Below are 24232 nucleotides of genomic sequence, written 5' to 3' on the forward strand. Positions count from 1 at the left end.
ACCGCCGCGAGCCCCACACCCCCCCCGACGCGGCCGGCCCCCCACTGCCCCCCCCCCCGCGCCCCCCCCCGGCCCCCCCCCCCCCCCCCCCGCGGGGAGTCACCGCCTCCCCGAGTGGGGAGGCCACCTTCTGACGGTGTCGTCGGTTACTGCATGACCGCCCGGGCGAGCGCACGGCGGGCGCGCATCGAGGCGCGCTCGGCGCGGCGCTGCATACGGCGCGCGGTCGCCAGCTCCACGGCCTGGCGCTCCCGCGCGGCCGCGTGCCGGCGCTCTTGCATATGCGCGCGTGCCAGGGCTTCTTGGATGAGTTGCATCTCTCGGTTCCTGTTCTGACGCGAGTCGTTCGCGCCACTGGTGGTGAAGTCTTCAGGCGCGGAGCCTGCGAGTTCGTGGGTGGACGGCTTCATCGGGGCCTGCTTCTGGGGGTCGTGCGTGAGGGGGCGGTCGATCGTTCCTGCGGTGTTCATGCCGTGACCGGGTTCTTGCGCGGGCGACCACGCGGCCGCTTCCGGGCGACGACGACACCCTGGACGAACAGCTCGCCACCCCAGACGCCCCAGGGCTCACGCCGCTCCTTGGCGCCGGCGAGGCAGGCCTCGATCAGCGGGCAGGTGCGGCAGAGGGACTTGGCGTACTCGACATCCGCCGGCGACTCGGCGAAGAAGACCTCCGGGTCGTAGGAGCGGCAGGGGACGGGCACGCCGAGGTTCTCGATGGCGTCGTCGAGCGCGGTGAGCGCAGTGAGCGGGGTCAAGGTGGAGTCCTCCGTGAGGCCGGGCTTGGGGATCGCGTCTGAAGGCGGTACGGACGGGGCGTGCGCTTCGAGTTGCACGGTTGGTTTTCCTCGTCTGTTCGTTCCGGTCCTGTGGGACCGGGTGGCGGCTGGTACCGGGTTCTTTTCTTGTCCCGAGGCCCCTTCGCTCCGTCGTCCCCGTTGGGGGACAAACAGAAGGGCCGCGGATCCCGGATGGGGTTCCGCGGCCCTGAAGGCGCCGGCCTGATCGACTGTCAGGCTGGATCACTCCAGGGTTCTGGCCCACGGAAGGCCCACATCTGGTGGTGCTGCGTCGTCTGCTTCCGGAATCCGGCACCGGTCGCCGTGGAGGCATAGGCATGCGCCTTGGCCTCTACTGCCGCTTCCAGTGCCTTGGTCGGTCGCTCATTGCGCTCACGGACGGGAAGACCCGCCAGAGACACGGAGGACGCCGGACGGACGGCACGAATGCCGGACAGACCGGTGCCCTGGTTCGAGGCGCCGAGCATGCACAGGGAGGCGACGACCGAGCGATCGGTCATTTTGACGGTGCTGATGGAGCTGCTGTAGATGCTGATCACTGGACTCGCCTCCTCTCGGCGTCTCGGGGGACTGGGATGAACCAGTCCGACGGGTATGCAAGTAGAACACGGAATTGGGGCCTCCGAGAAGGCCTCCGTTCCCGTGGCTAAGAACCTATGGGGATTGCTGGGGCATGCGCAAACTATTTTTTCGACGAGTTCGCATCATTCACCGTCGACACCGTCCCCAGGCTCCTGGCCTGCACAGATGGCAAGGACATCGGCTCCGTAGCGGTCGAGCTTCCGCTTGAGGACACCAGAGATGCGGGACAACTCAACCGGACTAGTCGGCTCCGCCTCGGCGATGGCCATCAGGGTTCTGTCCGTGAAGATGCAGAAGTCCGGCTGGCCGCTGAGCCGTGCCTGGACGCCGCGCCATTCACGGAGCCGTTCGTAGAGGCCCTCGTCCATGTCGGAAGGACAGTCCTCACAGCGCATCAGCTTCATCTCACCGGCGTCCGTGAGGGTGCGCCCGCAGACGCGGCAACGGGCCGGAGTGCGCTGGGCCCGTCGCGGGACGGCGTCCGGTCTGCTCGTGAAGCCCCGCTCGACGCCTCCGGAGCCGCCCGCAGCGGGGCGCCCGACCGTGGCGGTCGAGCCGGGGCGCAGTCCGTCGAGGAAGCGGCTGGGGCGGCGGTTGGGGCGACCGCCGGGGGCGCGGGTGAGCGCCCAGGAGACATGGAGGTGCCGGCGGGCGCGGGTGACGCCGACGTAGAGGAGGCGGCGCTCCTCCTCGATCTGCTCGTCGGTCTTTGCGTAGGTGATCGGCATCATGCCCTCGGCGACGCCGACCAGGAAGACGACGTCCCACTCCAGGCCCTTGGCCGAGTGCAGGGAGGCGAGGGTGACGCCCTGGACCGTCGGGGCGTGCTGGGCGTTCGCCCGTTCGTCCAGCTCCGCGACGAGGTCGGCGAGGGTGGCGCCCGGTTTGGCGGCGGCGAAGTCCTGGGCGAGGTTCACCAGGGCGGCCAGCGACTCCCAGCGCTCTCTGACGGCGCCGGAGCCGGCCGGGGGCTCGGTCGTCCAGCCCTCCCCCGACAGCACGGCACGCACCTGGGAGGGCAGGTCGACGGCGTCGTCGAGGAGTGAGTCGTTGCCCCCGAAGCGGGCCGCTCCGCGCAGGGCGATGCCCGCCTTGCGCACCTCGGGCCGGTCGAAGAAGCGCTCGGCGCCCCGCAGCTGGTAGGACACGCCCGCGTCGGCGAGGGCCTGCTCATAGATCTCGGACTGGGAGTTCGTACGGAACAGGATGGCGATCTCGCTGGCCGGGACGCCCGCGTCCATGAGTTCCCGGATGCGGCGGGCGGCGCCCTCGGCCTCGGCGGGCTCGTCGGTGTACTCGGTGTAGACGGGTTCGGGGCCCGGGTCGCGCTGGGAGATCAGCTCCAGGCGGTGGTCGGCGGCGCGGCCCCGGGCCTGGGCGAGCAGACCGTTGGCGAGGTGGACGACCTGGGGGGTGGAGCGGTAGTCGCGGACCAGCTTGACGACGGTGGCGCCGGGGTGGCGGGTGCGGAAGTCAAGGAGATGGTCGGGAGTTGCTCCTGTGAACGAGTAGATCGTCTGGCTGGCGTCACCGACCACGCACAGGTTGTCCCGGTTGCCGAGCCAGAGCTCCAGCAGGCGCTGCTGGAGCGGGCTGACGTCCTGGTACTCGTCGACGACGAAGTGCTGGTACTGGGAGCGGACCTGGTCGGCGATGTCGTGGCGGTCCTGGAGGATGCCGACGGTGAGCAGCAGGACGTCCTCGAAGTCGATGACGGAGCGGTCCCGCTTGAGGTCCTCGTAGACGTTGTAGATCTGGGCGGTCTCGGCCGGGTCGCGGGGGGCGTCGCGGCCGGCCTTGGCGGTGGCGAGCGCGTAGTCGGCGGGGACGGTCTGGGTGACCTTGGACCACTCGATCTCGGCGGTGACGTCCCGCAGCTCGTTCCGGTCGAGGCGGATGTGGCAGGCGGCGGCCGCGTCGGCGACGAGCTGGATCTTGCGGTCGACGAGCCGGGGCATGGAGCCGCCGATCGCTTTCGGCCAGAAGTACTGGAGCTGACGCAGGGCAGCGGAATGGAAGGTGCGGGCCTGCACTCCGGCGGCGCCCAGCTGGCGCAGCCGGCCGCGCATCTCTCCGGCGGCGCGGTTGGTGAAGGTGACGGCGAGCACGCTGGACGGCTGGAGGATGCCGGCGCGCACCCCGTAGGCGATGCGGTGGGTGATCGCCCGGGTCTTGCCCGTACCGGCGCCCGCGAGCACGCACACCGGCCCGTGCAGGGCGGTGGCCACCTCGCGCTGCTCGGGGTCGAGCCCTTCGAGCACCGCGTCGGCAGAGTCCGGTGCCTGCGGGAAGAGGGTGGAGTGCGTTGCTGCTGTCACACGGCCATGCTGCCAGGTCGCCGGAGACGGCTGTGCCGGTTGTCCACAGGCAGGCACTGATAGTCGTACCAATGCGGCAGGCGTCACGTGCCGGGCATACCCCGGGCGGGAATGGCGCCGGGGTGGCGTACGTTCCCTCATCGAACGATCCGATCCCCCGAGCCATCCAAGGAGCGCGCGAGACATGCAGGGCACTGTGACGATGTACAGCACGACGTGGTGCGGTTACTGCCAGCGGCTGAAGAAGCAGCTGGAGCGCGAGGGCATCGCGTACACCGAGATCAACATCGAGCAGGACCCGGAGTCCGCGGCGTTCGTCGAGAAGGCGAATGGCGGAAACCAGACGGTCCCGACCGTGCTCTTCGGGGACGGTTCGACGCTGACGAACCCGTCGCTGGCTCAGGTGAAGCAGAAGATCGGCGTGTGATCGACGCGTAAAGGCAAAGAAGGAGGGTGGCCGTCCCGGCTCGGGGCGGCCACCCTCCCTCTTTGCGCTCGGCTGCTTCCTTCAGTGGTCAGACACCGCGCGTCGGCAGCGGCTTGCCGTACCAGAGCTCGATCAGACGGGCCGCGATCGAGATGCCGTAGGGCGGCAGGACCTCGCCGGATTCGAAGGCGGCGCCCAGTTCCTCGCGGGAGAACCAGCGGGCCTCGTGGATCTCGTCGCCGTCGACCTCGACCTCGGTGGAGGTGGCGTGGGCCATGAAGCCCAGCATGAGGCTGGACGGGAAGGGCCAGGGCTGGCTGGCGACGTACTCGACCTCGCCGACGGTGATCCCGGCCTCCTCGGACACCTCGCGGCGCACCGCCTGCTCGATGGACTCGCCTGGCTCGACGAAGCCCGCGAGCGTCGAGAAACGGCCCTCGGGCCAGTGGACCTGGCGTCCCAGCAGGATGCGGTCGTCCTCGTCGGTGACGGCCATGATCACGGCCGGGTCGGTGCGCGGGTAGTGCTCGGCGCCGCAGGCGGGGCAGCGGCGGATGTGCCCGGCCGCGGCGATCACGGTGCGCTCGCCGCAGCGGGAGCAGAAGCGGTGGGTGCGCTGCCAGTTCTCCAGGCCGACGGCGTGCACCATCAGGCCCACGTCACGCGGTGACAGCAGCAGGCCCGCCTCGCGCAGACCGGCCGCGCGCGCTGACTGGTCGATACGGCCGGGCAGCGCGTCCTTCTGAAGGGCGAAGTAGCTGACGCCGTCCTCGTCGATACCGAGGAAGTAGCGGTGCGCCTCGGTGAGGGGAGCCTCGAAGGAGGGGGTCATGACGAGTTCGGTGCGCCCGTCCGCCGTCTCGTCGATGAGGACCTGGCCGCCGGAGACCACGAAGCAACGGGTCGTGGGGTGGCTCCACGCCGCCGCGAGCCAGGCCTCGTCGAGCCGGTGGTGGGCAGCGCGGTCGATGCCGCTGGGGACGGTGAGCGAGATGGGTCGGTCGGCGGTGTGGTCGGTCCAGGTGGTCACGGGTGCTTCCAACTCCCCCAGTGGAACGGTGTGCTTCGGCGGGCGGATCGGCGGGACGTGGGACGGGAGGCGACCGGGTGCGGCAGGACTCGGCGGTGCGGGGCGGCCTGCACAGTGTGCCCCGTGCGCGGCACCGCTCCGGACGGCCCTGCTCGTTCAGGGCGCATGGCGCCAGTTCTCGGCGAGGTCGCCCCACAGGTATGCGGTGGTCTCGACGCCTTTGAGAAGCAGGTCGAGCTCGACCTTCTCGTTCGGGGCGTGCCAGCCGTCGGAGGGGACGGAGATGCCGAGGAAGAGCACGGGTGCGCCGAGGACGTCCTGGAGGTCGGCCGCGGGTCCCGAGCCGCCCTCGCGCGTGAAGCGGACGGGGCCCTCGAAGGCGCGGCCCATGGCGCGTACGACGGACTGCAGGGCCGGGTGGTCCAGCGGTGTCAGGCACGGGCGCGTACCGGCCGAGAACGTGATCTCCCAGCGGATGCCGGCGGGCACCTGCTCGGCCGCCCAGGCGTGGACCACCTTCTCGATGTGGTCGAGTTCCTGTCCCGCCACCAGGCGGAACGAGAGCTTCACCATGGCGGAGGACGGGATGATCGTCTTGCTGCCGGGTCCCTGGTAGCCGCCTCCGATGCCGTTGACCTCGGCGGTCGGGCGGGCCCAGACGCGCTCCAGGGTGGTGTGGCCGGCCTCGCCCTGGGTGGCGTACGACTTGGCGGTGCGCAGCCACTGCTGCTCGTCGAAGGGCAGCTCGGCGAAGAGCTCGCGCTCGCGGTCGGTCAGCTCCACGATGCCGTCGTAGAAGCCTGGGATCGCCACGCGCGCGTGCTCGTCGTGCAGGGCGGCGACCAGGCGGGCGGCGGCGGTCGCCGGGTTGGGGACGGCGCCGCCGAAGGAGCCGGAGTGGATGTCCTGGTCGGGGCCGGACAGCCGGATCTCGCACTCGGCGAGGCCGCGCATGCCGGTGCAGACGGTGGGGGTGTCCACGGACCACATGCCGGTGTCGGACACGATCACGGCGTCGGCCGCGAGCCGGTCGGCGTGCTCCTCGACGAGGGCGCGGAAGTGCGGGGAGCCGGACTCCTCCTCACCTTCGATGAGCAGCTTCAGGTTGACGGCCGGGGTGCTGCGGCCCGTGGTGGCGAGGTGGGCGCGGACGCCGAGTGTGTGGAAGAACACCTGGCCCTTGTCGTCGGCCGCCCCGCGCGCGTAGAGGCGCCCATCGCGGACGACGGGCTCGAAGGGCTCGCTGTCCCAGCCGTCCTCGCGGGCGGCGGGCTGCACGTCGTGGTGGCCGTAGACGAGGACCGTGGGCGCCTGCGGGTCCTCGGAGGGCCACTCCGCGAAGACGGCAGGGGCGCCCGGGGTCGGCCAGACCTCGGCGGTCGGGAACCCGGTCTCCTTGAGCTTGGCGGCGAGCCAGTCGGCACTGCGGCGTACGTCGGGCGCGTGGTCGGGCTGGGCCGACACGGAGGGGATGCGCAGCCACTCGGCGAGCTCGTCGAGGAAGGCGGCACGATGCTGCTCGATGTACGTGCGGACGGCGCTGTCCGGGGTCTGGCTCATGGTCACGAGCCTATCGGCCCGCACCGACATCCTGGTTGGGCGGTTCCTCACAGTCCGCCTCGGGGAGCGGCTCCTCGGTGAGCAGCCGTTCCAGTGCCGCCCGGTCCGGCAGCTCGCCGGGGCGTACGACCTCGCCAGTGCGGACGTACACGAACGCGGCGTCGACCGACGCCAGCGGCACGCCCTGCTGCTCGGCCCAGGCGAGCCGGTACAGGGCGAGCTGGAGCGGGTCGGCGGTGCGGGTGCGGTTGGTCTTCCAGTCGACGATCTCGTACGTCACGCCGTCGCCCGTCACGCCGTCGCCGTCATCTTCCGGGTCTCCCGTGGCCTCCCTGTCTTCTTCCGTGTCTCCCGTGGTCTCCCTGTCTTCCCTGTAGACGGCATCGATACGGCCCCGTACGACGCGGCCGGCGATCGCGAGCTGGAACGGGGCCTCGACCCGGTACGGCGTGCGGTGCGCGTACTCGGTGCGCTCGAAGGCGTCCTTGAGAGCTTCCAGGTCACGCTCGTCGGCGATCTCGGTCTCGCTGCCGGGCAGGTCGTCCGGCTCCAGCATGGGCAGCGTCAGCTCTTCGAAGCGGGCCTCTACCCAGGCGTGGAATCGGGTGCCTCGACGTGCGGCGGGTTGTGGAGGGCGCGGCATGGGGCGCGCGAGTTCCTGCGCGAACCCGTCCGGGTCGGCGGCCAGCCGCAGCAGCTGGGACACGGTGAGCGACGCGGGCAGGGGGACGTCCGTGACGCTCGCGCGGGCGCGCAGGAGCTCCCCGGTGAGGGCGTCGAGATCGCGGTCCCAGGAGGCGATGGTGCGGGCCTCCTCCGGGGTGAGGGGGCCCGGGTCCGTGGGGTGGGGGCGTGCGGGGAGCTCGGCTCGGGGTTCCGGGGATGTCGCCTGGTGCGGGATGGCTGGGCGGTCGGGGCGGTCGGTGGTCCAGGAGTCCCAGTCGCCGGGGTCCTCCTCGGTGAGCTCGTCGATGGGCTCGTCGGGGAACGCTTCGTCGTCCGGTGGCGGGGGCCAGTCCGGGTCGTCGTACGTGTCCGGGTCGTGCGTCGCGGCAGGCCGGCCGTCCTCGTCGGGGGTGAGGTTCTCCAGGTGGGCCAGGACCGTCTCGGCGGCCGCGCGACGTCGGGTCAGGGCGGCCTCGTCCAGCGGCAGGGGCCACACCTGGTCGGCGTTCTCCCGGTGCAGGGCCGGGTTCTCCTCGTCCTCGGCAGGCTCGTCCGCCCAGGCCTCGATCTCGCCGTATCCGGCCGCGCAGTGGTCGTACAGGGCCTGAAGGAAGTCGGAGGGGCCGCGGGGCTTCTTCTGGGAGGGGCCCCACCAGTGGCCGGAGCCGAGGAGCAGGGAGCGGGGGCGGGTGAAGGTGACGTAGCCGAGGCGGAGCTCCTCGGTGTGCTGGTGGTCCTTCATGGCCTCCTGGAAGGCCTTCAGGCCGCGGGCGTCCCAGGAGGCGATGTCGGGGAGCGTGTCGGTGTCGCCGCGCAGTTCGTGCGGGAGCACCTTGCCCTGCGCGGTCCACTTCTCGCGGCCCTTGGTGCTGGGGAAGGTGCCGGTGACCAGGCCGGGGACGGCCACGACGTCCCACTCCAGGCCCTTGGACTTGTGCGCGGTGAGCACCTTCACGGTGTTCTCGCCGCCGGGGAGGGCGTTGTCGAGGCCCTTCTCGTACTGGGCGGCGGTGCGCAGGAAGGCGAGGAAGGCGAGCAGGGTCGCCTCGTTGTCACCGGCCGCGAACGAGGCGGCGATGTCGAGGAAGTTGGACAGGGTCTCGCGGCGACGCGCGGCCAGGGCGTGTGGGGAGGCCGACAGCTCGACCTCCAGTCCGGTGACGGCGAGGACGCGGTGCAGGACGTCCATCAGCGGGTCGGACAGGGAGCGGCGCAGGTCGCGCAGTTCGGCAGCCAGGCGGGCGAACCGCACGCGCGCGTCCGGCGAGAAGGGCAGGTGGTCGTCGTCCCCGTCGCCGTCGAACGGCGTCTCCAGGAACGTGTCGAGGGCGTCCGCCAGGGAGATCACCTCGGCGGGGTCGACCCCCTCGACGGCCTCGGCGAGCCGGCGGTCCGGGTCGTCGTCGCCGTCCACGCGCGCGTGGGACACCAGTAGCCGTGCGCGCCGCCCCAGGAGGGCGAGGTCGCGCGAACCGATGCGCCAGCGCGGGCCGGTGAGCAGGCGGACCAGGGAGGCGTTGGCGCCCGGGTCCTGGAGGACCTCGCAGACGGCGACCAGGTCGGCGATCTCGGGCAGGTGGAGCAGCCCGGACAGGCCGACCACCTCGACGGGGACGTCCCGGGCGACGAGCGCGCCCTGGATCTCGGCGAAGTCGGTCGCCGTACGGCACAGGACGGCGATCTCACCCGGTGCCTTGCCGGTGTTCACGAGATGGGCGATGGACTCGGCGATCCAGTCCATCTCCTCGGCGTGGGTGGGCAGCAGCGCGCAGCGGACCATGCCGTCGCGCTCGGCTCCCGGGGCCGGGCGGAGTGCCTCCACACCCGCGTGCATGGCGCGCAATGGCTCCGCGAGGCCGTTGGCGAGATCGAGGAGACGGCCGCCGCTGCGGCGGTTCTCGCTGAGCGCCTGGCGGGCGGATGGGCGCCCGTCGGAGCGGGCGAAGTGCTCGGGGAAGTCGTCGAGGTTGGCGACGGAGGCACCGCGCCAGCCGTAGATGGCCTGGCAGGGGTCGCCCACGGCGGTCACGGGATGGCCGGTGCCGCCCCCGAACAGGCCCGCGAGGAGGACGCGTTGGGCGACGGATGTGTCCTGGTACTCGTCCAGGAGGACCACCCGGAACTCGTCGCGCAGGATGCCGCCCACTTCGGGGATCCCGGCGAGCCGTGCCGAGAGCGCGATCTGGTCGCCGAAGTCGAGGAGGTCGCGTTCCCGCTTGGCGGCCCGGTAGCGGACCACCAACTCGGCGAGTTCGCGGCGGGCCGCGGCCGTCTCGGGCACCTTGCGCAGATCGGCGTTGCTGAGCTTGGCGCCCTGCAGCGTGAGCAGCAGTTCGGCGTCGTACGCGCGCAGGGCCTCGGGGCGTACGAGGTGCTCGGCGAGTTCGGCGTCGAGGGCGAGGAGGTCGCTGACCAGGTCGGCGAAGGAGCGGGTCAGGGCCGGGTACGGTCCCGGGGCCTCGCGCAGCACACGCGCGGCGAGCTGGTAGCGGGTGGCGTCGGCGAGCAGGCGGGACGTCGGTTCGAGGCCGATACGCAGGCCGTGGTCGGTCAGCAGACGGCCGGCGAAGGCGTGGTACGTCGAGATCACCGGCTCGCCCGGCGGGTTGTCCGGGTCGATGACATCGGGGTCGGTGACACCGGCCTTGACCAGGGCCTTGCGGACGCGCTCGGCGAGTTCACCGGCGGCCTTGTTGGTGAAGGTCAGGCCGAGGACCTGTTCGGGGGCGACCTGGCCGGTGCCGACCAGCCACACCACGCGTGCCGCCATCACCGTCGTCTTGCCCGATCCGGCTCCGGCCACGATCACCTGCGGGGCGGGCGGCGCGATGATGCAGGCCGTCTGCTCCGGAGTGAACGGGATGCCGAGGAGCTCCTTGAGCTGCTCGGGATCGGTGATACGGGCGGACACCTCAGAGAGGCTAGCGGCGGGCACTGACACTGGATGCCGGATCGGCCGTCGGGCCGGAAGAAGCACAGGTCAGCACGGGTGGTGCGATCGATCACTCCGGTTGCTCGGCCATCTGCGGCCTGCTCGACTCGCCCCTGTATGGGGGGATTTACTCGTATGGGGGATTACTCGACCACGTGCCGTCCCTCGGGTCGTGCGCTGCACGACGCCCGGAACGCGCAGTGTGTGCAGTGCTGTCCCGTGCTGGGGGCGAACCGCTCGTCGAGGACCTTGCCCGCCGCCGTGGCCAGCAGTTCGCCGACCCACTCCCCCTCCGGGCCTTCCAGCGGTTCCTGCCCCTGCACCTTGGGCAGCGTCTCGCCGCCGTCCCGCTTGGCGGCGCCCTGGCGCAGCTGGACGAGTTCGGCACCGCCCGGCTCCGGGCGCACTCCGTCGAAGGCCTCGTCCACGGCGCCCTCGCGGACGGCGAGCTGATAGACGGCGAGCTGCGGGTGCCGGGCCACCTCGGCCGCGCTGGGCGCCTGCTTGCCGGTCTTGAAGTCGACGACATAGGCGCGGCCTTCGCCGTCGGCCTCGACGCGGTCCATCTGGCCGCGGATGCGCACCTCGAAGTCGCCGGCCGCCAGGGTCACGTCGAAGTCGTGCTCGCTCGCCACCGGCGTACGCCCCGCACGGTCCATCACATGCCACTTGAGGAAGCGTTCGAGCGCCACGCGCGCGTTGTCCTTCTCCTGGGCCGACTTCCACGGCGCGTCGAAGGCCAGCGCGTTCCACACCGAGTCGAGGCGCTCCATCAGGACCACGAGATCGGCCGGAGTGTGCCCGGAGGCCACCTCGTCGGCGAGGACGTGGACCACGTTGCCGAAGCCCTGAGCGGCGGTGGCGGGCGCGTCGGCCTTCACCTCCCGGCCCAGGAACCACTGCAGGGAACAGGCGTTGGCAAGCTGATCAAGAGCGCTTCCGGAGAGCACGACGGGCTGGTCGCGGTTGCGCAGCGGCACCTTGGACTCGGTCGGCTCGAACATGCCCCACCAGCGGTAGGGGTGCGCGGACGGGACCAGCGGGCGGCCGTCCTCGTCGGCGAGCGCGGCCAGCCGGGCCAGCCGGCGGGCGGCGGCCTGCCTGAGGGTGTCCGACGCGCGCGGGTCGACCGTCGTCGCCCGGAGTTCGGCGACCAGCGCGGCGACGGCCAGCGGGCGGCGCGGGCGGCCCGTCACGTCCCTAGGCTCGACGCCGAGCTCGGTCAGGAAACGGGAGGGCTGGTCGCCGTCGTCCGCCGGGGCCTTCACCGCGGTGACGACGAGGCGTTCACGCGCGCGTGTGGCGGCGACGTAGAACAGACGGCGCTCCTCCGCCAGCAGCGCCCCGGGGGTGAGCGGTTCGGCGAGTCCGTCGCGGCCGATGCGGTCGGCCTCCAGGAGGGAGCCGCGGCGGCGCAGGTCCGGCCACAGGCCCTCCTGGACGCCGGCGACGACGACCAGGGGCCACTCAAGGCCCTTGGATCGGTGCGCGGTCATCAGGCGCACGGCGTCGGGGCGTACCGCACGCCGCGTGAGGGTGTCGGCGGCGATGTCCTCGGCGTCGATCTCCTCCAGGAAGTTCAGGGCGCCCCGGCCGCCGGTGCGCTCCTCCGCGCGGGCCGCCGTCGCGAACAGCGCGCACACGGCGTCCAGATCACGGTCGGCGTTGCGTCCGGCCGCGCCGCCCCGGCGGGCGGCCCGCTCCAGGCGCGTGGGCCAGGGCGTGCCCTCCCACAGGTCCCACAGCGCCTCCTCGGCCGTACCGCCGCCCGCGAGGCGCTCACGGGCCTTGCGGAGCAGCGCGCCGAGACGCTGGGCGCCACGCGCGTACGTGGGGTCGTGCACCGCCAGCCGCTCCGGCTCGGCCAGCGCCCGCGCGAGCAGCTCGTCCGAGGGCGGCGGCAGGGGATTGCCCGCGGCCCGCTCCTCGTCGCGCAGGGCACGTCCGAGGCGGCGCAGGTCGGCGGCGTCCATGCCGGCGAGGGGGGAGGCGAGCAGGGTCAGGGCGGTTTCGGTGTCGAGCCAGGAGACACCGGGGTCGGGCCGGTCGGCCGAGGCATCGTCGTCAGGCCCGGGCCGACCCGTCGAGGAGGCGTCCGCGGCTTCCCGCCGGTCGGCCAAGACGTCGCCCTCGGCTGCGACTGCCTCCACCGTGCGCACATCGCGTTCCTCAGTGCGCACGTCGCCTTCCTCGGTACGCACGTCACCGTCACCCCGCGCGGGCTGCGACTCCGCCGCTGCCACCGCCCGCAAGGCCGTCAGCAGGGGCGCGACGGCCGGCTCGTGCCGCAGTGGCAGATCGTCGCCGTCGATGTCCAAGGGCACCCCGGCGGCCGTGAGCGCGCGTCGCACCGTCGGGATCGTGCGCGATCCCGCGCGCACCAGGACGGCCATCTCGCCCCAGGGCACGCCGTCCTCCAGGTGGGCCCGGCGCAGGATGTCGGCGATGTTGTCCAGCTCGGTGCCGGGCGTCGGATACGTGAAGACCTCGACGCGACCGCCCTCGCGGACCGGGGCGAGCTCGCGGTGGGCGCGTACCTTCTCCGCCGGGAGCCGGGTGAGCGGCATGCGCTGGGTCAGCAGCCGGGTCGCGGCCAGCAGGGCGGCACCGGAGCGGCGGGAGGTGCGCAGGACCTCGACGGGCGCGGGGCGGCCGTCCGCGCGCGGGAAGGCCCGGGGGAACTCCAGGATGCCGTTCACGTCGGCGCCCCGGAAGGCGTAGATCGACTGGTCGGGGTCACCGAAGGCGACCAGGCTGCGGCCACCGCCGGCCAGGGCGTGCAGCAGCCGTACCTGGGCCGGGTCGGTGTCCTGGTACTCGTCGACGTACACGGCGTCGTACTGCGCGGCGAGTCGCTGGGCGGTCTCGGGGCGGCGGGCGAGGAGCACCGCGCGGTGGACCAGTTCGGCGTAGTCGAGCACGCCCTGCATGTCGAGCACGTCGAGGTACTCGGCGAGGAAGGCGGCCGCGGCGCGCCAGTCGGGGCGGCCGATGCGGCGCGCGAAGGCGTCCAGGGCGCCCGGCCCGAGGCCCAGCTCACGGCTGCGGGCGAGGACCGCGCGGACCTCGTCGGCGAAGCCGCGGGTGGTCAGACAGGCGCGCAGTTCGTCCGGCCAGCGCACATGGGCGAGACCGAGCCGCTCCAGGTCGGGCTGGCCCGCGAGCAGCTCCCGTACGGTCACGTCCTGCTCGGGGCCGGACAGCAGCCGCAGCGGCTCCACGAACAGGTCGCTGTCCTGGTGGGCGCGGACGAGGGCGTAACAGAACGAGTGGAACGTGGTCGCCTGGGGCGCGCGTGCCGCCCCTATGCGCAGCGCCATGCGGTCACGCAGTTCCACGGCGGCCCTGCGGCTGAAGGTCAGCACCAGGATGCGCTCGGGGTCGCCGCCACGGGCTATGCGCGCCGCCACGGACTCGACGAGCGTGGTGGTCTTTCCGGTGCCCGGACCTGCGAGAACGAGCATTGGGCCGGCCGTGTGGTCAACCACCGCGCGTTGTGCGGCGTCAAGACGAGGGGGAGCCACTTGCACGACAGGAGTACGCACCAGCCGGTAAGCGCCACGGGTCCCCTGTCGCACCTGAGGGTGCGACAGGCGCCTGGTGGAGGAAGAGGAGCTCACGTGGTTCGCCGGTCCTGGTGGGTGTGCTGGTGGCGCGCCCCTCGTGCGTGGAGGGCGGTGGCCTCGGGATGAGGGGGACACGCGCAGTTGACGCTACGCCGACGAATGGTGCGGAAGCAGGGCTTCCGATTCATCCCTCGGGGCACTCGTGCCACGTGCGTCCCTCGTCTCACGAACGTACGTCATGCCACGGACGTGCCCCGTTTCCCCCGTACGGATCACGGGTCACACCGAGGGCGGTCCGATGGCGGAAGCTGTCAGGTGTGACCCTGTGCGCGTTCGCCGCCGTCCCACCGCGCGCGCTTCATGTCGAGGCGCGGCAGGTGGCCCTCGGCGGCCCGGCTCGCCTCCTTCAGGGGTGTGCTCTCCGCGCGGTACTGCTCCAGTGCTCTCAGCTCGTGGCCGGGCAGCAGGACCCCGTCCGCGCGGACCACACGCCACCACGGGACTGCTCCCCCGTAGAGGGCCATCACCCGGCCGACCTGGCGGGGCCCGCCCTCCTCCAGCCACTCCGCGACGTCCCCGTACGTCATGACGCGACCCGGCGGGATCAGTTCGGCGACTTCAAGGACCCGCTCGGCGTACTCGGGCAGCGCGTCCGCGTGCTCCGAGGGTGCGTCGTCGTACGCCGGGCGGGCGTCGTCCGGAAGGCTCTCCTCGCTCATCCGCCCCATCCTGCCCCACCCCACCGACAATGTGACGAGCTCGCCACCGTGCGTGTGCCTCGCCCCGGGGCGACGGTTCGGGCAGACTGTGCGACCCCGCATTTGCACCCTGATGCCCCCGTGTGTCGGTGGGGCATGCCACCATCATGCGGGCGGTGACTGGTGATACGAGATCAAGAAGAGACGATGAAGCAGCAGGGTGCACACCCGGAGGGCACGCAGAGCACCTCTGACGCTTCGTCGCGCCCGGGCACCGCCGACGCCGACATGAAGGCCACCGGCGACAGGGGCGACGGCGAGCAGGACGAGGCCGAGAAGGACGAGCCCAGGAAGGGCGCCGGCACGAGTGACACCGGCCGCAAGGCCGTCGAGGGGAAGGCCTACGACCTGGACGAGGCGCACGTCGACGAGGTCGAGGGCGACGAACCGCTCCTCCCCGCGCGCGTGCACCGTCCGTCCGACCTGATGCGGCTGCTGGTGGGTGTGCTGGGCATCGCCCTGCTGCTCGCCATCGCCGCGTTCGCGCACGGCACCACCTCTGGTCTCGAACAGGACATCAACAAGGGCACCGGTCAGGCACCCGACGTCTTCAGCAAGATGGCCGGGCTGGTGTCCAGCATCGCGATCCTGCTGGTGCCCGTCGCCTTCGCGATCGAGCGGCTGATCAAGCGGGACGGGCTGCGTATCGCCGACGGCGTCCTCGCGGCCGTCCTCGCGCACGGTGTGACACTCGCCACCGACCTGTGGGTCGCGCGGGCCGCCCCCGAGTCCATCCGGGACGCGCTGACCCAGCCCTCACCCGGTGACCTCGGCTCCCTGACCGACCCGGTGCACGGCTATCTCGCGCCGGTCATCGCGTACATGACGGCCGTGGGCATGTCCCGCAGACCCCGCTGGCGTGCGGTCCTGTGGGCGGTGCTGGTCCTGTACGCCTTCTCCATGCTGGTCACCGGCTACACCACGCCGTTCTCGATCATCCTGACGCTGCTGATCGGCTGGACCGTCGCCTACGGCACGCTGTACGCGGTCGGCTCGCCCAATGTCCGTCCCACCGGACGGACCCTGATGGCGGGCCTGCGGCACGTCGGATTCCGCCCCGTGAGCGCCGCCCGCGAGGAGATCTCCGACACACAGGAGACCGGCGACCGGGGCCGGCGCTACTTCGTCACCCTGGAGGACGGTCCGCCGCTGGATGTCACGGTGGTCGACCGTGAGCAGCAGGCGCAGGGGTTCTTCTATCGCGCGTGGCGCAATCTCACCCTGCGCGGCTTCGCGACCCGCAGCAGTCTTCAGTCGCTGCGCCAGGCCCTGGAGCAGGAGGCGCTGCTCGCCTACGCGGCCATCGCGGCCGGTGCCAACGCGCCCAAGCTGATCGCCACCTCCGAGCTCGGCCCGGACGCCGTGATGCTGGTCTACGAGCACTCCGGCGGGCACACCCTGGACTCGCTGTCCGACGAGGAGATCACCGACGATCTGCTGCGCGGCGCCTGGCTCCAGGTCAAGGCGTTGCAGTCCCGGCGGATCGCCCACCGCAGGCTGGTCGGTGACGCGATTTTGGTGGATCGTTCCGGCAAGGTGATCATCTCCGACCTGCGCATCGGCGAGATCGCGGCCAACAATCTGCTGCTGCGGATGGACATCTCCCAGCTGCTGGTGACCCTCGGCCTCCGGGTGGGCGCCGAGCGCGCGGTGGCCTCGGCGGTGAGCGTGCTCGGCCCCGACGCCGTGGCCGACTGTCTGCCGATGCTCCAGCCCATCGCGCTGAGCCGCTCCACGCGCGCGACACTGCGCAAACTCGCCCGGGAACGGGCCCAGCGCGAGCGCGAGGCGGTACTGGAGGCGTCCCGGCACGCCAAGCAGGCCCGCACCGAGGAGGCACCGGACGCCGGGGTCGTACTCGACAAGCCGGACAAGAAGACCGTGCGGGCGCAGGCGCGGGCCGAGAAGCGGGCCATCGACGAAGCCATCGACGAAGCCCTGCAGGAGGCGCGCGAAGAGGACCTGCTCACGCAGATCCGCCATGAGGTGCTGCTGATCAGGCCGCAGGCACCGGTCGAGCCGGCCCGCCTGGAGCGGGTGCGGCCACGCACACTGATCAGCTTCATCGCCGGCGCCATCGCCGCGTACTTCCTGCTGACACAGCTCACACACATCGAGTTCGGCCCGCTCATCTCCAACGCCCAGTGGGGCTGGGTGGCTGCTGCCGTGCTGTTCTCGGCCGCCAGCTACGTCGCGGCGGCCATGGCGCTGCTGGGGTTCGTGCCCGAGCGGGTGCCGTTCCGGCGGACCGTCGCGGCTCAGGTCGCCGGATCGTTCGTGAAGATCGTCGCGCCGGCAGCGGTCGGTGGCGTCGCCCTCAACACGCGCTTCCTGCAGCGCTCGGGAGTGCGGCCGGGGCTCGCGGTGGCGAGCGTCGGCGCCTCGCAACTGTTCGGGCTCGGCTGCCACATCCTGATGCTGCTGGCCTTCGGCTACCTCACCGGCACCGAGAAGACGCCGTCGCTGTCGCCGTCCCGGACCGTCATCGCGGGTCTGCTGACGGTGGCGGTGCTGGTGCTCGTGGTGACCTCGGTACCGTTCCTGCGGAAATTCGTCGTCACGCGCGTGAGGTCGCTGTTCGCGGGTGTCGTGCCGCGCATGCTCGACGTGCTCCAGCGGCCGCAGAAGCTGGTCACCGGCATCGGCGGCATGCTGCTGCTGACCGCCTGCTTCGTGATGTGCCTGGACGCCTCGATCCGGGCCTTCGGCAGCGGGGGGACCTCGCTCAGCCTCGCCAGCGTGGCTGTCGTGTTCCTGGCGGGCAACGCACTCGGCTCGGCGGCCCCGACCCCGGGCGGCGTGGGCGCCGTGGACGTGACCCTGACCGTCGGTCTGATCGCCGTCGGTCTGCAGAGCGAGGTCGCCGCGCCCTCGGTGCTGCTCTTCCGGATGCTGACGCTGTGGCTGCCGGTGCTGCCGGGCTGGCTGGCCTTCAACCACCTGACCCGCAAGGGCGCGCTGTAGCCCAGGCGTCGTACGTTGTAGGGGCACCGAACAGGTGAGGCGTCGTGGTACCTCGTACGGCCCGTGCCCCGAGCGCCCCACCACGTACGACCGCAGGATGGGACCATGCCGAACCCTCCCCGGACGCGCGCAGCTGCCCTGACCGCCAGCGCCCTGCTGCTGTCCTCCCTGCTGGCGGGCTGCAGCGACGACGACTCAGGGGAGAAGGACCTGACGGCTCAGGAGCTGAGCTGGAAGGACTGCCCCGCACCCTCGCAGGCACAGGGCGGCCAGGGCAGCCCGTCGCCGCTGCCGGACGGCGGCACCTGGCAGTGCGCCACGATGAAGGCGCCCCGGGACTGGGACGAACCCAAGGGCGACACGATCGACATCGAGCTGATCCGGGCGAAGGCCAGCGGGGACGAGAACCAGCGAATCGGCTCACTGATCTTCAACTTCGGCGGGCCAGGCGGCTCCGGCGTCACCACGCTGCCCTCCTTCGGCGACAAGTACGAGACGTTGCGCACCCGCTACGACCTGGTGAGCTTCGACCCGCGCGGGGTGGGCCGCAGCGAGCCCGTGCGGTGCGAGAACGACCAGCAGCTCGACGCCTACTTCCAGCAGGACTCCTCGCCCGACGACGCCGCCGAGCGGGCGGAACTGCTCGACGGCACCAAGGAGTTCAACAAGGCGTGTGAGAAGAACTCCAACGGGATGCTGCCGTATGTGGCCACCACCGACGCGGCCCGCGACATGGACCTGATGCGCCAGGTCCTGGGCGACGACAAGCTGCACTACTTCGGCATCTCCTACGGCACCGAACTCGGCGGCGTCTACGCCCACTTGTTCCCCAAGAGCGTGGGGCGTGCCGTCTTCGACGCGGTCGTCGACCCGACGCAGAACACGGAAGGGGCGACACTCGGGCAGGTCAAGGGCTTCCAGCTCGCGCTCGGCAACTTCGCCGCGGACTGCACCTCCAAGGCCGGGGGCTGCCCGATCGGCGACACCCCCGAGGACGTCAAGGACCGCATCGCCAAGCTGCTGGAGGACCTCGACAGCAAGCCGATCGAGGGCGTCTTCCCGCGTCAGCTGACCCAGAGCGCCGCGACCAGCGGCATCGCGCAGGCGTTGTACTCGCAGGACTTCTGGCCGTACCTCACCCAGGGCCTGGAACAGGCGTACGGCGGTGACGGCTCGATCCTGATGCTGCTGTCCGACTCGTTGAACGGGCGCAACAAGAACGGCGAGTACAGCAACATCACCGCCGCCAACATCTCGATCAACTGCGCCGACAGCAAATCTCGGTACACCCCCGAGTACGTGGAGCAGCAGCTGCCCGAATTCCGGTCCGCCTCAAGCCTGTTCGGTGACTCCTTCGCCTGGTCCCTGCTCAACTGCACCGACTGGCCGGTGGCGGGCGCCGCCGACCACCCCGATGTCAGCGCGCCCGGCTCGGCCCCGATCCTCGTCGTGGGCAACACGGGCGACCCGGCCACACCGTACGAGGGCGCTCGGCGGATGGTGGAGGCGCTGGGCAAGGGGGTGGGCGTCGAGCTGACGTACCGGGGGCAGGGGCACGGGGCGTACAACAGCAAGGACCGGTGCGTGCAGGCCGCGGTGAACGGATATCTGCTGGACGGGAAGGTTCCGGCGGCAGGCACCGTCTGCGGCTGAGACCGGGTCGGCACCCCGGCGCGGACCTCCGGCCCCGGGCCCGAGCCGAAACGCGAGCCGAATCCCAAGCTCGAATCCCAAGCTGGAATCCCACAAAGCAGCAGGTCAGGGAGTTATCCACAGGTCGTCACGGCATTTTCGTGATCTGCCTACTATGGCCTGACCGCCATCCGCGGCACAGAGCGGACGGCCTGCGAGGGGGGAAGTGCCATGCCGCGTTTCGTACGGTGGACGGCCCTGACGGCCGCCGCCGCGCTGCTGGTGACGGGCTGCAGCGGCGGCTCGTCCGACGGCGGCGAGGCCGGTGGGGAGACGGGCACGCCGGATTCATCGGCGACGTCCGCCGGCTCGGGGACACCGCTGCCGTCGTCGCTGACCTCGCAGAAGCTCGACTGGGGGCGTTGCAAGGCCACCGGGGGCTTTCCCGCGCCGGGCGACGAGTGGCAGTGCACGACGCTCAAGACGCCGCTGGACTGGAAGAAGCCGGACGGCGAGACGATCGGCCTCGCGCTGATCCGCGCCAAGGCCAGTGGCGACGACCGGATCGGCTCGCTCCTGTTCAACTTCGGCGGACCCGGCGCCTCGGGGCGGTCGACCCTGCCGTGGTATGCCTCCAACGCGTCCGAACTGGGCGAGCGCTACGACCTGGTGAGCTGGGACCCGCGCGGAGTGGGCGCCAGCGAAGGCATCCGCTGCCGCAGCGACAAGGAGATCGAGACCTCCGAGTCCGTGGACATCACGCCGGACACCCCGGACGAGGAGCAGGCGTACTTCCGGGACGCCGCCGCCTTCGGCAAGGGCTGCCAGAAGTCTGCGGGCACCCTGATGGCGCATGTGTCGACCACCGACTCCGCCCGCGACATGGACCTGATGCGCCAGGTCCTCGGTGACCGCAAGCTGCACTACTTCGGCATCTCCTACGGGACCGAACTCGGCGGCGTCTACGCCCACTTGTTCCCCAGGAACGTGGGGCGCCTGATCCTGGACGCGGTCTCCGACCCGAGCGCCGACGCCGAGGGACACGCCGAGAACCAGGCCAGGGGCTTCCAGCGCGCGCTGAACAACTACCTCAAGTCCACCGGCCAGGGCGCCGAGGACGGCACCCGGAAGATCGTCGACCTGTTGAAGCGGATCGACGCGAACCCGCTGCCGACGTCCTCCGGGCGCAAGCTCACGGAGCCACTCGCGCTCACCGGCCTAGTCAGGCCGCTCTACAGCGAGGCGAGCTGGCCGACCCTGACCACCGCCCTGGAGACGGCCCAGCAGGGTGACGGCTCGGAACTCCTGGCGCTCGCCGACGAATACAACGACCGCGACCCGTCGGGCCACTACGTCACGGGAAGCCACTCACAACGGGTCATATCGTGCTTGGACGACAAGCAGCGGCCGACGGCCGAGGAGGCGAAGAAGCTGCTGCCGCGGTTCGAGAAGGTCTCGCCGGTGTTCGGCCCCATGCTGGGCTGGGACACGACCGGCTGGTGCCACGACTGGCCGGTGGCCGGGCAGTACGACACCCCGGAGGTGAGCGCACCGGGTGCGGCACCGATCCTGCTGGTCGGCAACACCGGGGACCCGGCGACGCCCTACGAGGGCACCCGGAGGATGGCGGACGAGCTGGGCAAGGGCGTCGGCGTGATGATCACCTGGAAGGGCGAGGGCCATGCCGCGTACGGGAAGGGCAACGACTGCGTCGACTCCACGGTGAACGCGTATCTGCTCCAGGGGACGGTCCCGAAGGACGGCAAGGTCTGCTCATGACGACGGCGGGGGCCTCGGGCACCCGTGGTGCGCGAAGCCCCCGCCGCGTGAAGCAGATCGGGTCAGTAGACCGGCTTGTCCGGCTCGATCTGGTTGACCCAGCCGATCACGCCGCCGCCGACGTGCACGGCGTCGGCGAAGCCAGCGGACTTCAGGACCGCGAGGACTTCCGCACTGCGGACACCCGTCTTGCAGTGCAAGACGATCTTCCGGTCCTGCGGGAGGGTCTCCAGGGCACTGCCCATGAGGAACTCGTTCTTCGGGATCAGCTTGGCGCCGGGGATCGAGACGATCTCGTACTCGTTGATCTCGCGGACGTCGATGATCTCGATGTTCTCGCCGTCGTCGATCCACTCCTTGAGCTGCTTGGGAGTGATCGTGGAGCCGGCCGCCGCCTCCTGGGCCTCCTCGGAGACGACGCCGCAGAAGGCCTCGTAGTCGATGAGCTCGGTGACGGTCGGGTTCTCGCCGCAGACCGCGCAGTCCGGGTCCTTGCGGACCTTGACCTGGCGGTACTGCATCTCCAGGGCGTCGTAGATCATCAGGCGGCCGACCAGCGGCTCGCCGATGCCCGCGAGGAGCTTGATGGCCTCGTTGACCTGGATGGAGCCGATGGACGCGCACAGCACACCGAGCACGCCGCCCTCGGCGCAGGACGGGACCATGCCCGGGGGCGGGGGCTCCGGGTAGAGGCAGCGGTAGCAGGGGCCGTGCTCGGACCAGAAGACCGAGGCCTGGCCGTCGAAGCGGTAGATCGAGCCCCACACGTACGGCTTGTTCAGCAGCACGCAGGCGTCGTTGACGAGGTAGCGGGTCGCGAAGTTGTCCGTACCGTCGACGATCAGGTCGTACTGGCTGAAGATGTCCATCACGTTGTCGGCCTCAAGCCGCTCCTCGTGAAGGATCACGTTCACGTACGGGTTGATGCCCTTGACGCTGTCACAGGCGGACTCGGCCTTGGAGCGGCCGATGTCGGACTGGCTGTGGATGATCTGGCGCTGCAGGTTCGACTCGTCGACCTCGTCGAACTCCACGATGCCGAGCGTGCCCACGCCCGCGGCCGCCAGGTACATCAGCGCCGGCGAGCCCAGGCCACCGGCGCCCACACACAGCACCTTGGCGTTCTTCAGCCGCTTCTGCCCGTCCATCCCCACATCAGGGATGATCAGGTGGCGGGAGTACCTGCGAACCTCGTCTACGGTGAGCTCGGGGGCGGGCTCGACCAGGGGTGGCAGCGACACGGGGACTCCGTTGGTCGGTCGATCACTACAGTTGTTCTCCCCGTAACACTGCCATGGGCTTTTTCATTCCGAGACACCTGTTCCGATCCGCGAGACGATTTCGTCCCAGTAGCCGGGCATGGTCTCCCAGGGATCGGTGCGACCGCCGCGGTCCGTGCGGTCGGTGAACCAGATCGTCGAGGCGCCCTGCCAGCGGGCGATGCGCAGCGCCTCGTCGAGGTGGCCGAGGGGCACTCCATGGACGAAGTGGCAGAAGCGGTCGGGCGGATAGTCGGCCGTCCACTCCGCCACCTGCGACCAGCGGTAGTCGCTCCAGGAGCCCCGGAAGGTGACCAGCTGGTCGGCGCACTCGGCGTACCCGGGGTGCGGATGGGTGCCGTGGCCGAAGACGATGTGGGCCTTGTCACGCAGCGCACGGAGGGTGGCGGCCGTGCGGCGGATCTCGGGCAGCGCAGCGCGTTCGGTGGGGCAGCCGTCCAGGAAGAAGCCGTCGACCCGGTACCAGTCGAGGTACCGGTGCGCCTCGGAGATCACCTCGCCGAAGGCGCGGGCGCCGTGGGTCGTGCCGATCCGGTCCGTGCGCAGGCGGGCCGTGTCGAGATGACCGAGGACGCGGACTCCCGCGGTGCGGAGCCGGTCGGCGGCCTGGAGGCAGTGCGGGTCCGGGCGGGCGCCGGGACCGTTGGCGACGTTCAGGACGACCCAGTGCACGGGGGTGCCGGGGCGGGTGAGTTCGCCCCACTCGGTGGGGGCGAGAAGGGGATGGGCGTAGCCGGGGATGCCGAGGCCGGGGCGGAGGTCCGTGCTCGATGTGGTCGGTGTGGTGCCTGTCAGATACGGCATGCCGCCTCCATCCAGATGTCACCCAGGGACTCTTCGAGGTTGATCCGGGGGCGCCAGCCGAGCCGGTCGCGTGCGGTGCGCACATCGGCCTGCTGCCAGCTGCCGCAGCCGTCCGGGTACGGGTACGCGACCGGGGCGGCGTGGCCCGGGTGGGCGGCATGGCTCGCGTGGGTCGCGTGGAGCATGTGGTCCGAGTCGGCGCGGGGGTGGCCGATGCTGGGCCGCAACGGGACGGGCGGGCCGTCGAGTTCGTGGAGGGCGCCCCCGTATCCGGCCACGCGGGCGAGTACGGCGGCGGCGTCGCGGAGGCGGACGGCGCGGCCGGAGCCGATGTTGATGACGCCCTGCGCGGCCGAGAGCGAGGCGGCGTGGACAGCGCGGGCCACGTCGCGGACGTCGACGAAGTCGCGCTGGGCGCCCAGGCCGGTGAGTTTGAGTTCGCCGTCGCCGGACTGCATGGCGCGGCGCATGGCCTCGGCGAGGCGGCCGAGGGGTGAGCCGGCGGGGGTGCCGGGGCCGGCGGGTGAGAAGACCCGCAGGACCACGGCGTCCAGGCCGGAGCCCAGGACCAGTTCGGTGGCGGCGAGTTTGCTGACGCCGTACGGGCCGCCGGGGCGCGGGACGGCGTCCTCGGCCGTGGAGGAACCGGGCTGGCTCGGACCGTACTCGGCGCCGCAGCCGATCTGGACGAGGCGGGCGCCGCAGCCGCTGCGGCGCAGGGCCTCGCAGACCGTGGCGACGGCGACGGTGTTGTGGCGGGTGAGCTCGCGGGCGCCGCCTCTGGTCGCGCCGGCGCAGTTGATGACGACGCCCGGGTGGACCGCATCGAGGAAGCGGGTGAGGGCGCCGGGGCTGCCGGACGCGAGGTCGAAGCGGACGTCGGCGTCGTCGCCGCGGCCCAGGGCGGTGAGTTGCACCGCGGGGTCGGCGAGAAGGCGGTCGGCTACAAAGCGGCCGAGGTAGCCGTTGGCTCCGATCAGCAGGACTCTCATCGGGCGGCTCCCGGGGCCGAGGGGTGGTCGGGTCGGGAGGTGATCATTTGGAGGTCTCCTTCAAAGGCTTCGGGGAAAGGGACTTCAGGGAGAGGGGTTCAGGCGGAAGGACTTCGTCGGGGTCACGGACGCGTATGCCTGCG

General features: G+C 71.4%; 16 protein-coding genes. 4 read left to right on the forward strand and 12 right to left on the reverse strand.

Features of this window, described 5'->3' with window-relative positions; genetic code table 11:
- Positions 1 to 146: 146 nt before the first annotated feature.
- The 4 genes from ACFWYS_RS13160 to ACFWYS_RS13175 all read right to left on the reverse strand — a co-directional run bounded on the left by ACFWYS_RS13160 (position 147) and on the right by ACFWYS_RS13175 (position 3699).
- Positions 147 to 470, reverse strand: coding sequence for a hypothetical protein (locus ACFWYS_RS13160; protein ID WP_384766694.1), 324 nt, complete (start codon positions 468 to 470; stop codon positions 147 to 149).
- The gene (locus ACFWYS_RS13165) at positions 467 to 835 is read right to left on the reverse strand and encodes a WhiB family transcriptional regulator (RefSeq protein ID WP_109496206.1); all 369 of its coding nucleotides are present in this window, start codon (positions 833 to 835) and stop codon (positions 467 to 469) included. The genes ACFWYS_RS13160 and ACFWYS_RS13165 overlap by 4 nt, the downstream gene beginning before the upstream one ends.
- A gap of 176 nt (positions 836 to 1011) precedes the next feature.
- The gene (locus ACFWYS_RS13170) at positions 1012 to 1338 is read right to left on the reverse strand and encodes a hypothetical protein (RefSeq protein ID WP_384766697.1); all 327 of its coding nucleotides are present in this window, start codon (positions 1336 to 1338) and stop codon (positions 1012 to 1014) included.
- A gap of 165 nt (positions 1339 to 1503) precedes the next feature.
- Positions 1504 to 3699, reverse strand: a complete 2196-nt coding sequence (locus ACFWYS_RS13175) for an ATP-dependent DNA helicase UvrD2 (protein WP_384766700.1) — start codon at positions 3697 to 3699, stop codon at positions 1504 to 1506.
- A gap of 184 nt (positions 3700 to 3883) precedes the next feature.
- Here ACFWYS_RS13175 and ACFWYS_RS13180 point away from each other — a divergent pair, with 184 nt between their 5' ends.
- Positions 3884 to 4126 (forward strand): mycoredoxin, encoded by a 243-nt coding sequence (locus tag ACFWYS_RS13180; RefSeq protein ID WP_190069482.1) that lies wholly within the window; start codon positions 3884 to 3886, stop codon positions 4124 to 4126.
- Between the two features lie 88 nt (positions 4127 to 4214).
- Here the strand turns inward: ACFWYS_RS13180 and nudC are convergent, their stop codons facing one another.
- The 5 genes from nudC to ACFWYS_RS13205 form a co-directional block, all read right to left on the reverse strand.
- Positions 4215 to 5156: an NAD(+) diphosphatase gene (gene nudC, locus ACFWYS_RS13185; protein WP_384766704.1), complete on the reverse strand. Its 942-nt coding sequence runs from the start codon at positions 5154 to 5156 to the stop codon at positions 4215 to 4217.
- 156 nt (positions 5157 to 5312) lie between these two features.
- Positions 5313 to 6716: a dipeptidase gene (locus ACFWYS_RS13190; protein ID WP_384766706.1), complete on the reverse strand. Its 1404-nt coding sequence runs from the start codon at positions 6714 to 6716 to the stop codon at positions 5313 to 5315.
- A 10-nt stretch (positions 6717 to 6726) separates the two neighbouring features.
- Positions 6727 to 10293, reverse strand: coding sequence for a UvrD-helicase domain-containing protein (locus ACFWYS_RS13195; RefSeq protein ID WP_384766709.1), 3567 nt, complete (start codon positions 10291 to 10293; stop codon positions 6727 to 6729).
- A gap of 164 nt (positions 10294 to 10457) precedes the next feature.
- Positions 10458 to 13934, reverse strand: coding sequence for an ATP-dependent helicase (locus ACFWYS_RS13200; protein WP_384766712.1), 3477 nt, complete (start codon positions 13932 to 13934; stop codon positions 10458 to 10460).
- A 257-nt stretch (positions 13935 to 14191) separates the two neighbouring features.
- A complete protein-coding gene (locus tag ACFWYS_RS13205; protein WP_384766715.1) occupies positions 14192 to 14599 on the reverse strand; it encodes an MGMT family protein in 408 nt (135 codons plus the stop codon).
- Between the two features lie 186 nt (positions 14600 to 14785).
- Between ACFWYS_RS13205 and ACFWYS_RS13210 the strand changes: the two genes are divergently transcribed.
- From ACFWYS_RS13210 to ACFWYS_RS13220, 3 genes are all read left to right on the forward strand, one after another.
- A complete protein-coding gene (locus tag ACFWYS_RS13210) occupies positions 14786 to 17602 on the forward strand; it encodes a lysylphosphatidylglycerol synthase domain-containing protein (RefSeq protein WP_384766718.1) in 2817 nt (938 codons plus the stop codon).
- A gap of 105 nt (positions 17603 to 17707) precedes the next feature.
- Positions 17708 to 19255 (forward strand): alpha/beta hydrolase, encoded by a 1548-nt coding sequence (locus ACFWYS_RS13215; protein WP_384766721.1) that lies wholly within the window; start codon positions 17708 to 17710, stop codon positions 19253 to 19255.
- A gap of 210 nt (positions 19256 to 19465) precedes the next feature.
- Entirely contained in the window at positions 19466 to 21013 is a 1548-nt protein-coding gene (locus ACFWYS_RS13220) for an alpha/beta hydrolase (protein WP_384766723.1), read from the forward strand.
- Between the two features lie 62 nt (positions 21014 to 21075).
- Here the strand turns inward: ACFWYS_RS13220 and moeZ are convergent, their stop codons facing one another.
- The 3 genes from moeZ to ACFWYS_RS13235 all read right to left on the reverse strand — a co-directional run bounded on the left by moeZ (position 21076) and on the right by ACFWYS_RS13235 (position 24089).
- A complete protein-coding gene (gene moeZ / locus ACFWYS_RS13225; RefSeq protein WP_384766726.1) occupies positions 21076 to 22254 on the reverse strand; it encodes an adenylyltransferase/sulfurtransferase MoeZ in 1179 nt (392 codons plus the stop codon).
- Between the two features lie 63 nt (positions 22255 to 22317).
- Positions 22318 to 23097, reverse strand: coding sequence for a spherulation-specific family 4 protein (locus tag ACFWYS_RS13230; protein WP_384766729.1), 780 nt, complete (start codon positions 23095 to 23097; stop codon positions 22318 to 22320).
- Positions 23085 to 24089, reverse strand: coding sequence for an NAD-dependent epimerase/dehydratase family protein (locus ACFWYS_RS13235; protein WP_384766731.1), 1005 nt, complete (start codon positions 24087 to 24089; stop codon positions 23085 to 23087). The genes ACFWYS_RS13230 and ACFWYS_RS13235 overlap by 13 nt, the downstream gene beginning before the upstream one ends.
- Positions 24090 to 24232: the final 143 nt, after the last annotated feature.

The organism is Streptomyces sp. NPDC059010 (genome assembly GCF_042740355.1).
In the GTDB taxonomy this organism is placed as follows: domain Bacteria; phylum Actinomycetota; class Actinomycetes; order Streptomycetales; family Streptomycetaceae; genus Streptomyces.

Coding starts and splice junctions, on each gene's coding strand:
- ACFWYS_RS13160 (WP_384766694.1), bottom strand. CDS start 470: ATGAACACCGCAGGAACGATCGACCGCCCCCTCACGCACGACCCCCAG.
- ACFWYS_RS13180 (WP_190069482.1), top strand. CDS start 3,884: ATGCAGGGCACTGTGACGATGTACAGCACGACGTGGTGCGGTTACTGC.
- ACFWYS_RS13190 (WP_384766706.1), bottom strand. CDS start 6,716: ATGAGCCAGACCCCGGACAGCGCCGTCCGCACGTACATCGAGCAGCAT.
- ACFWYS_RS13205 (WP_384766715.1), bottom strand. CDS start 14,599: ATGAGCGAGGAGAGCCTTCCGGACGACGCCCGCCCGGCGTACGACGAC.
- ACFWYS_RS13210 (WP_384766718.1), top strand. CDS start 14,786: ATGAAGCAGCAGGGTGCACACCCGGAGGGCACGCAGAGCACCTCTGAC.
- ACFWYS_RS13215 (WP_384766721.1), top strand. CDS start 17,708: ATGCCGAACCCTCCCCGGACGCGCGCAGCTGCCCTGACCGCCAGCGCC.
- ACFWYS_RS13220 (WP_384766723.1), top strand. CDS start 19,466: ATGCCGCGTTTCGTACGGTGGACGGCCCTGACGGCCGCCGCCGCGCTG.
- ACFWYS_RS13230 (WP_384766729.1), bottom strand. CDS start 23,097: ATGCCGTATCTGACAGGCACCACACCGACCACATCGAGCACGGACCTC.
- ACFWYS_RS13235 (WP_384766731.1), bottom strand. CDS start 24,089: ATGAGAGTCCTGCTGATCGGAGCCAACGGCTACCTCGGCCGCTTTGTA.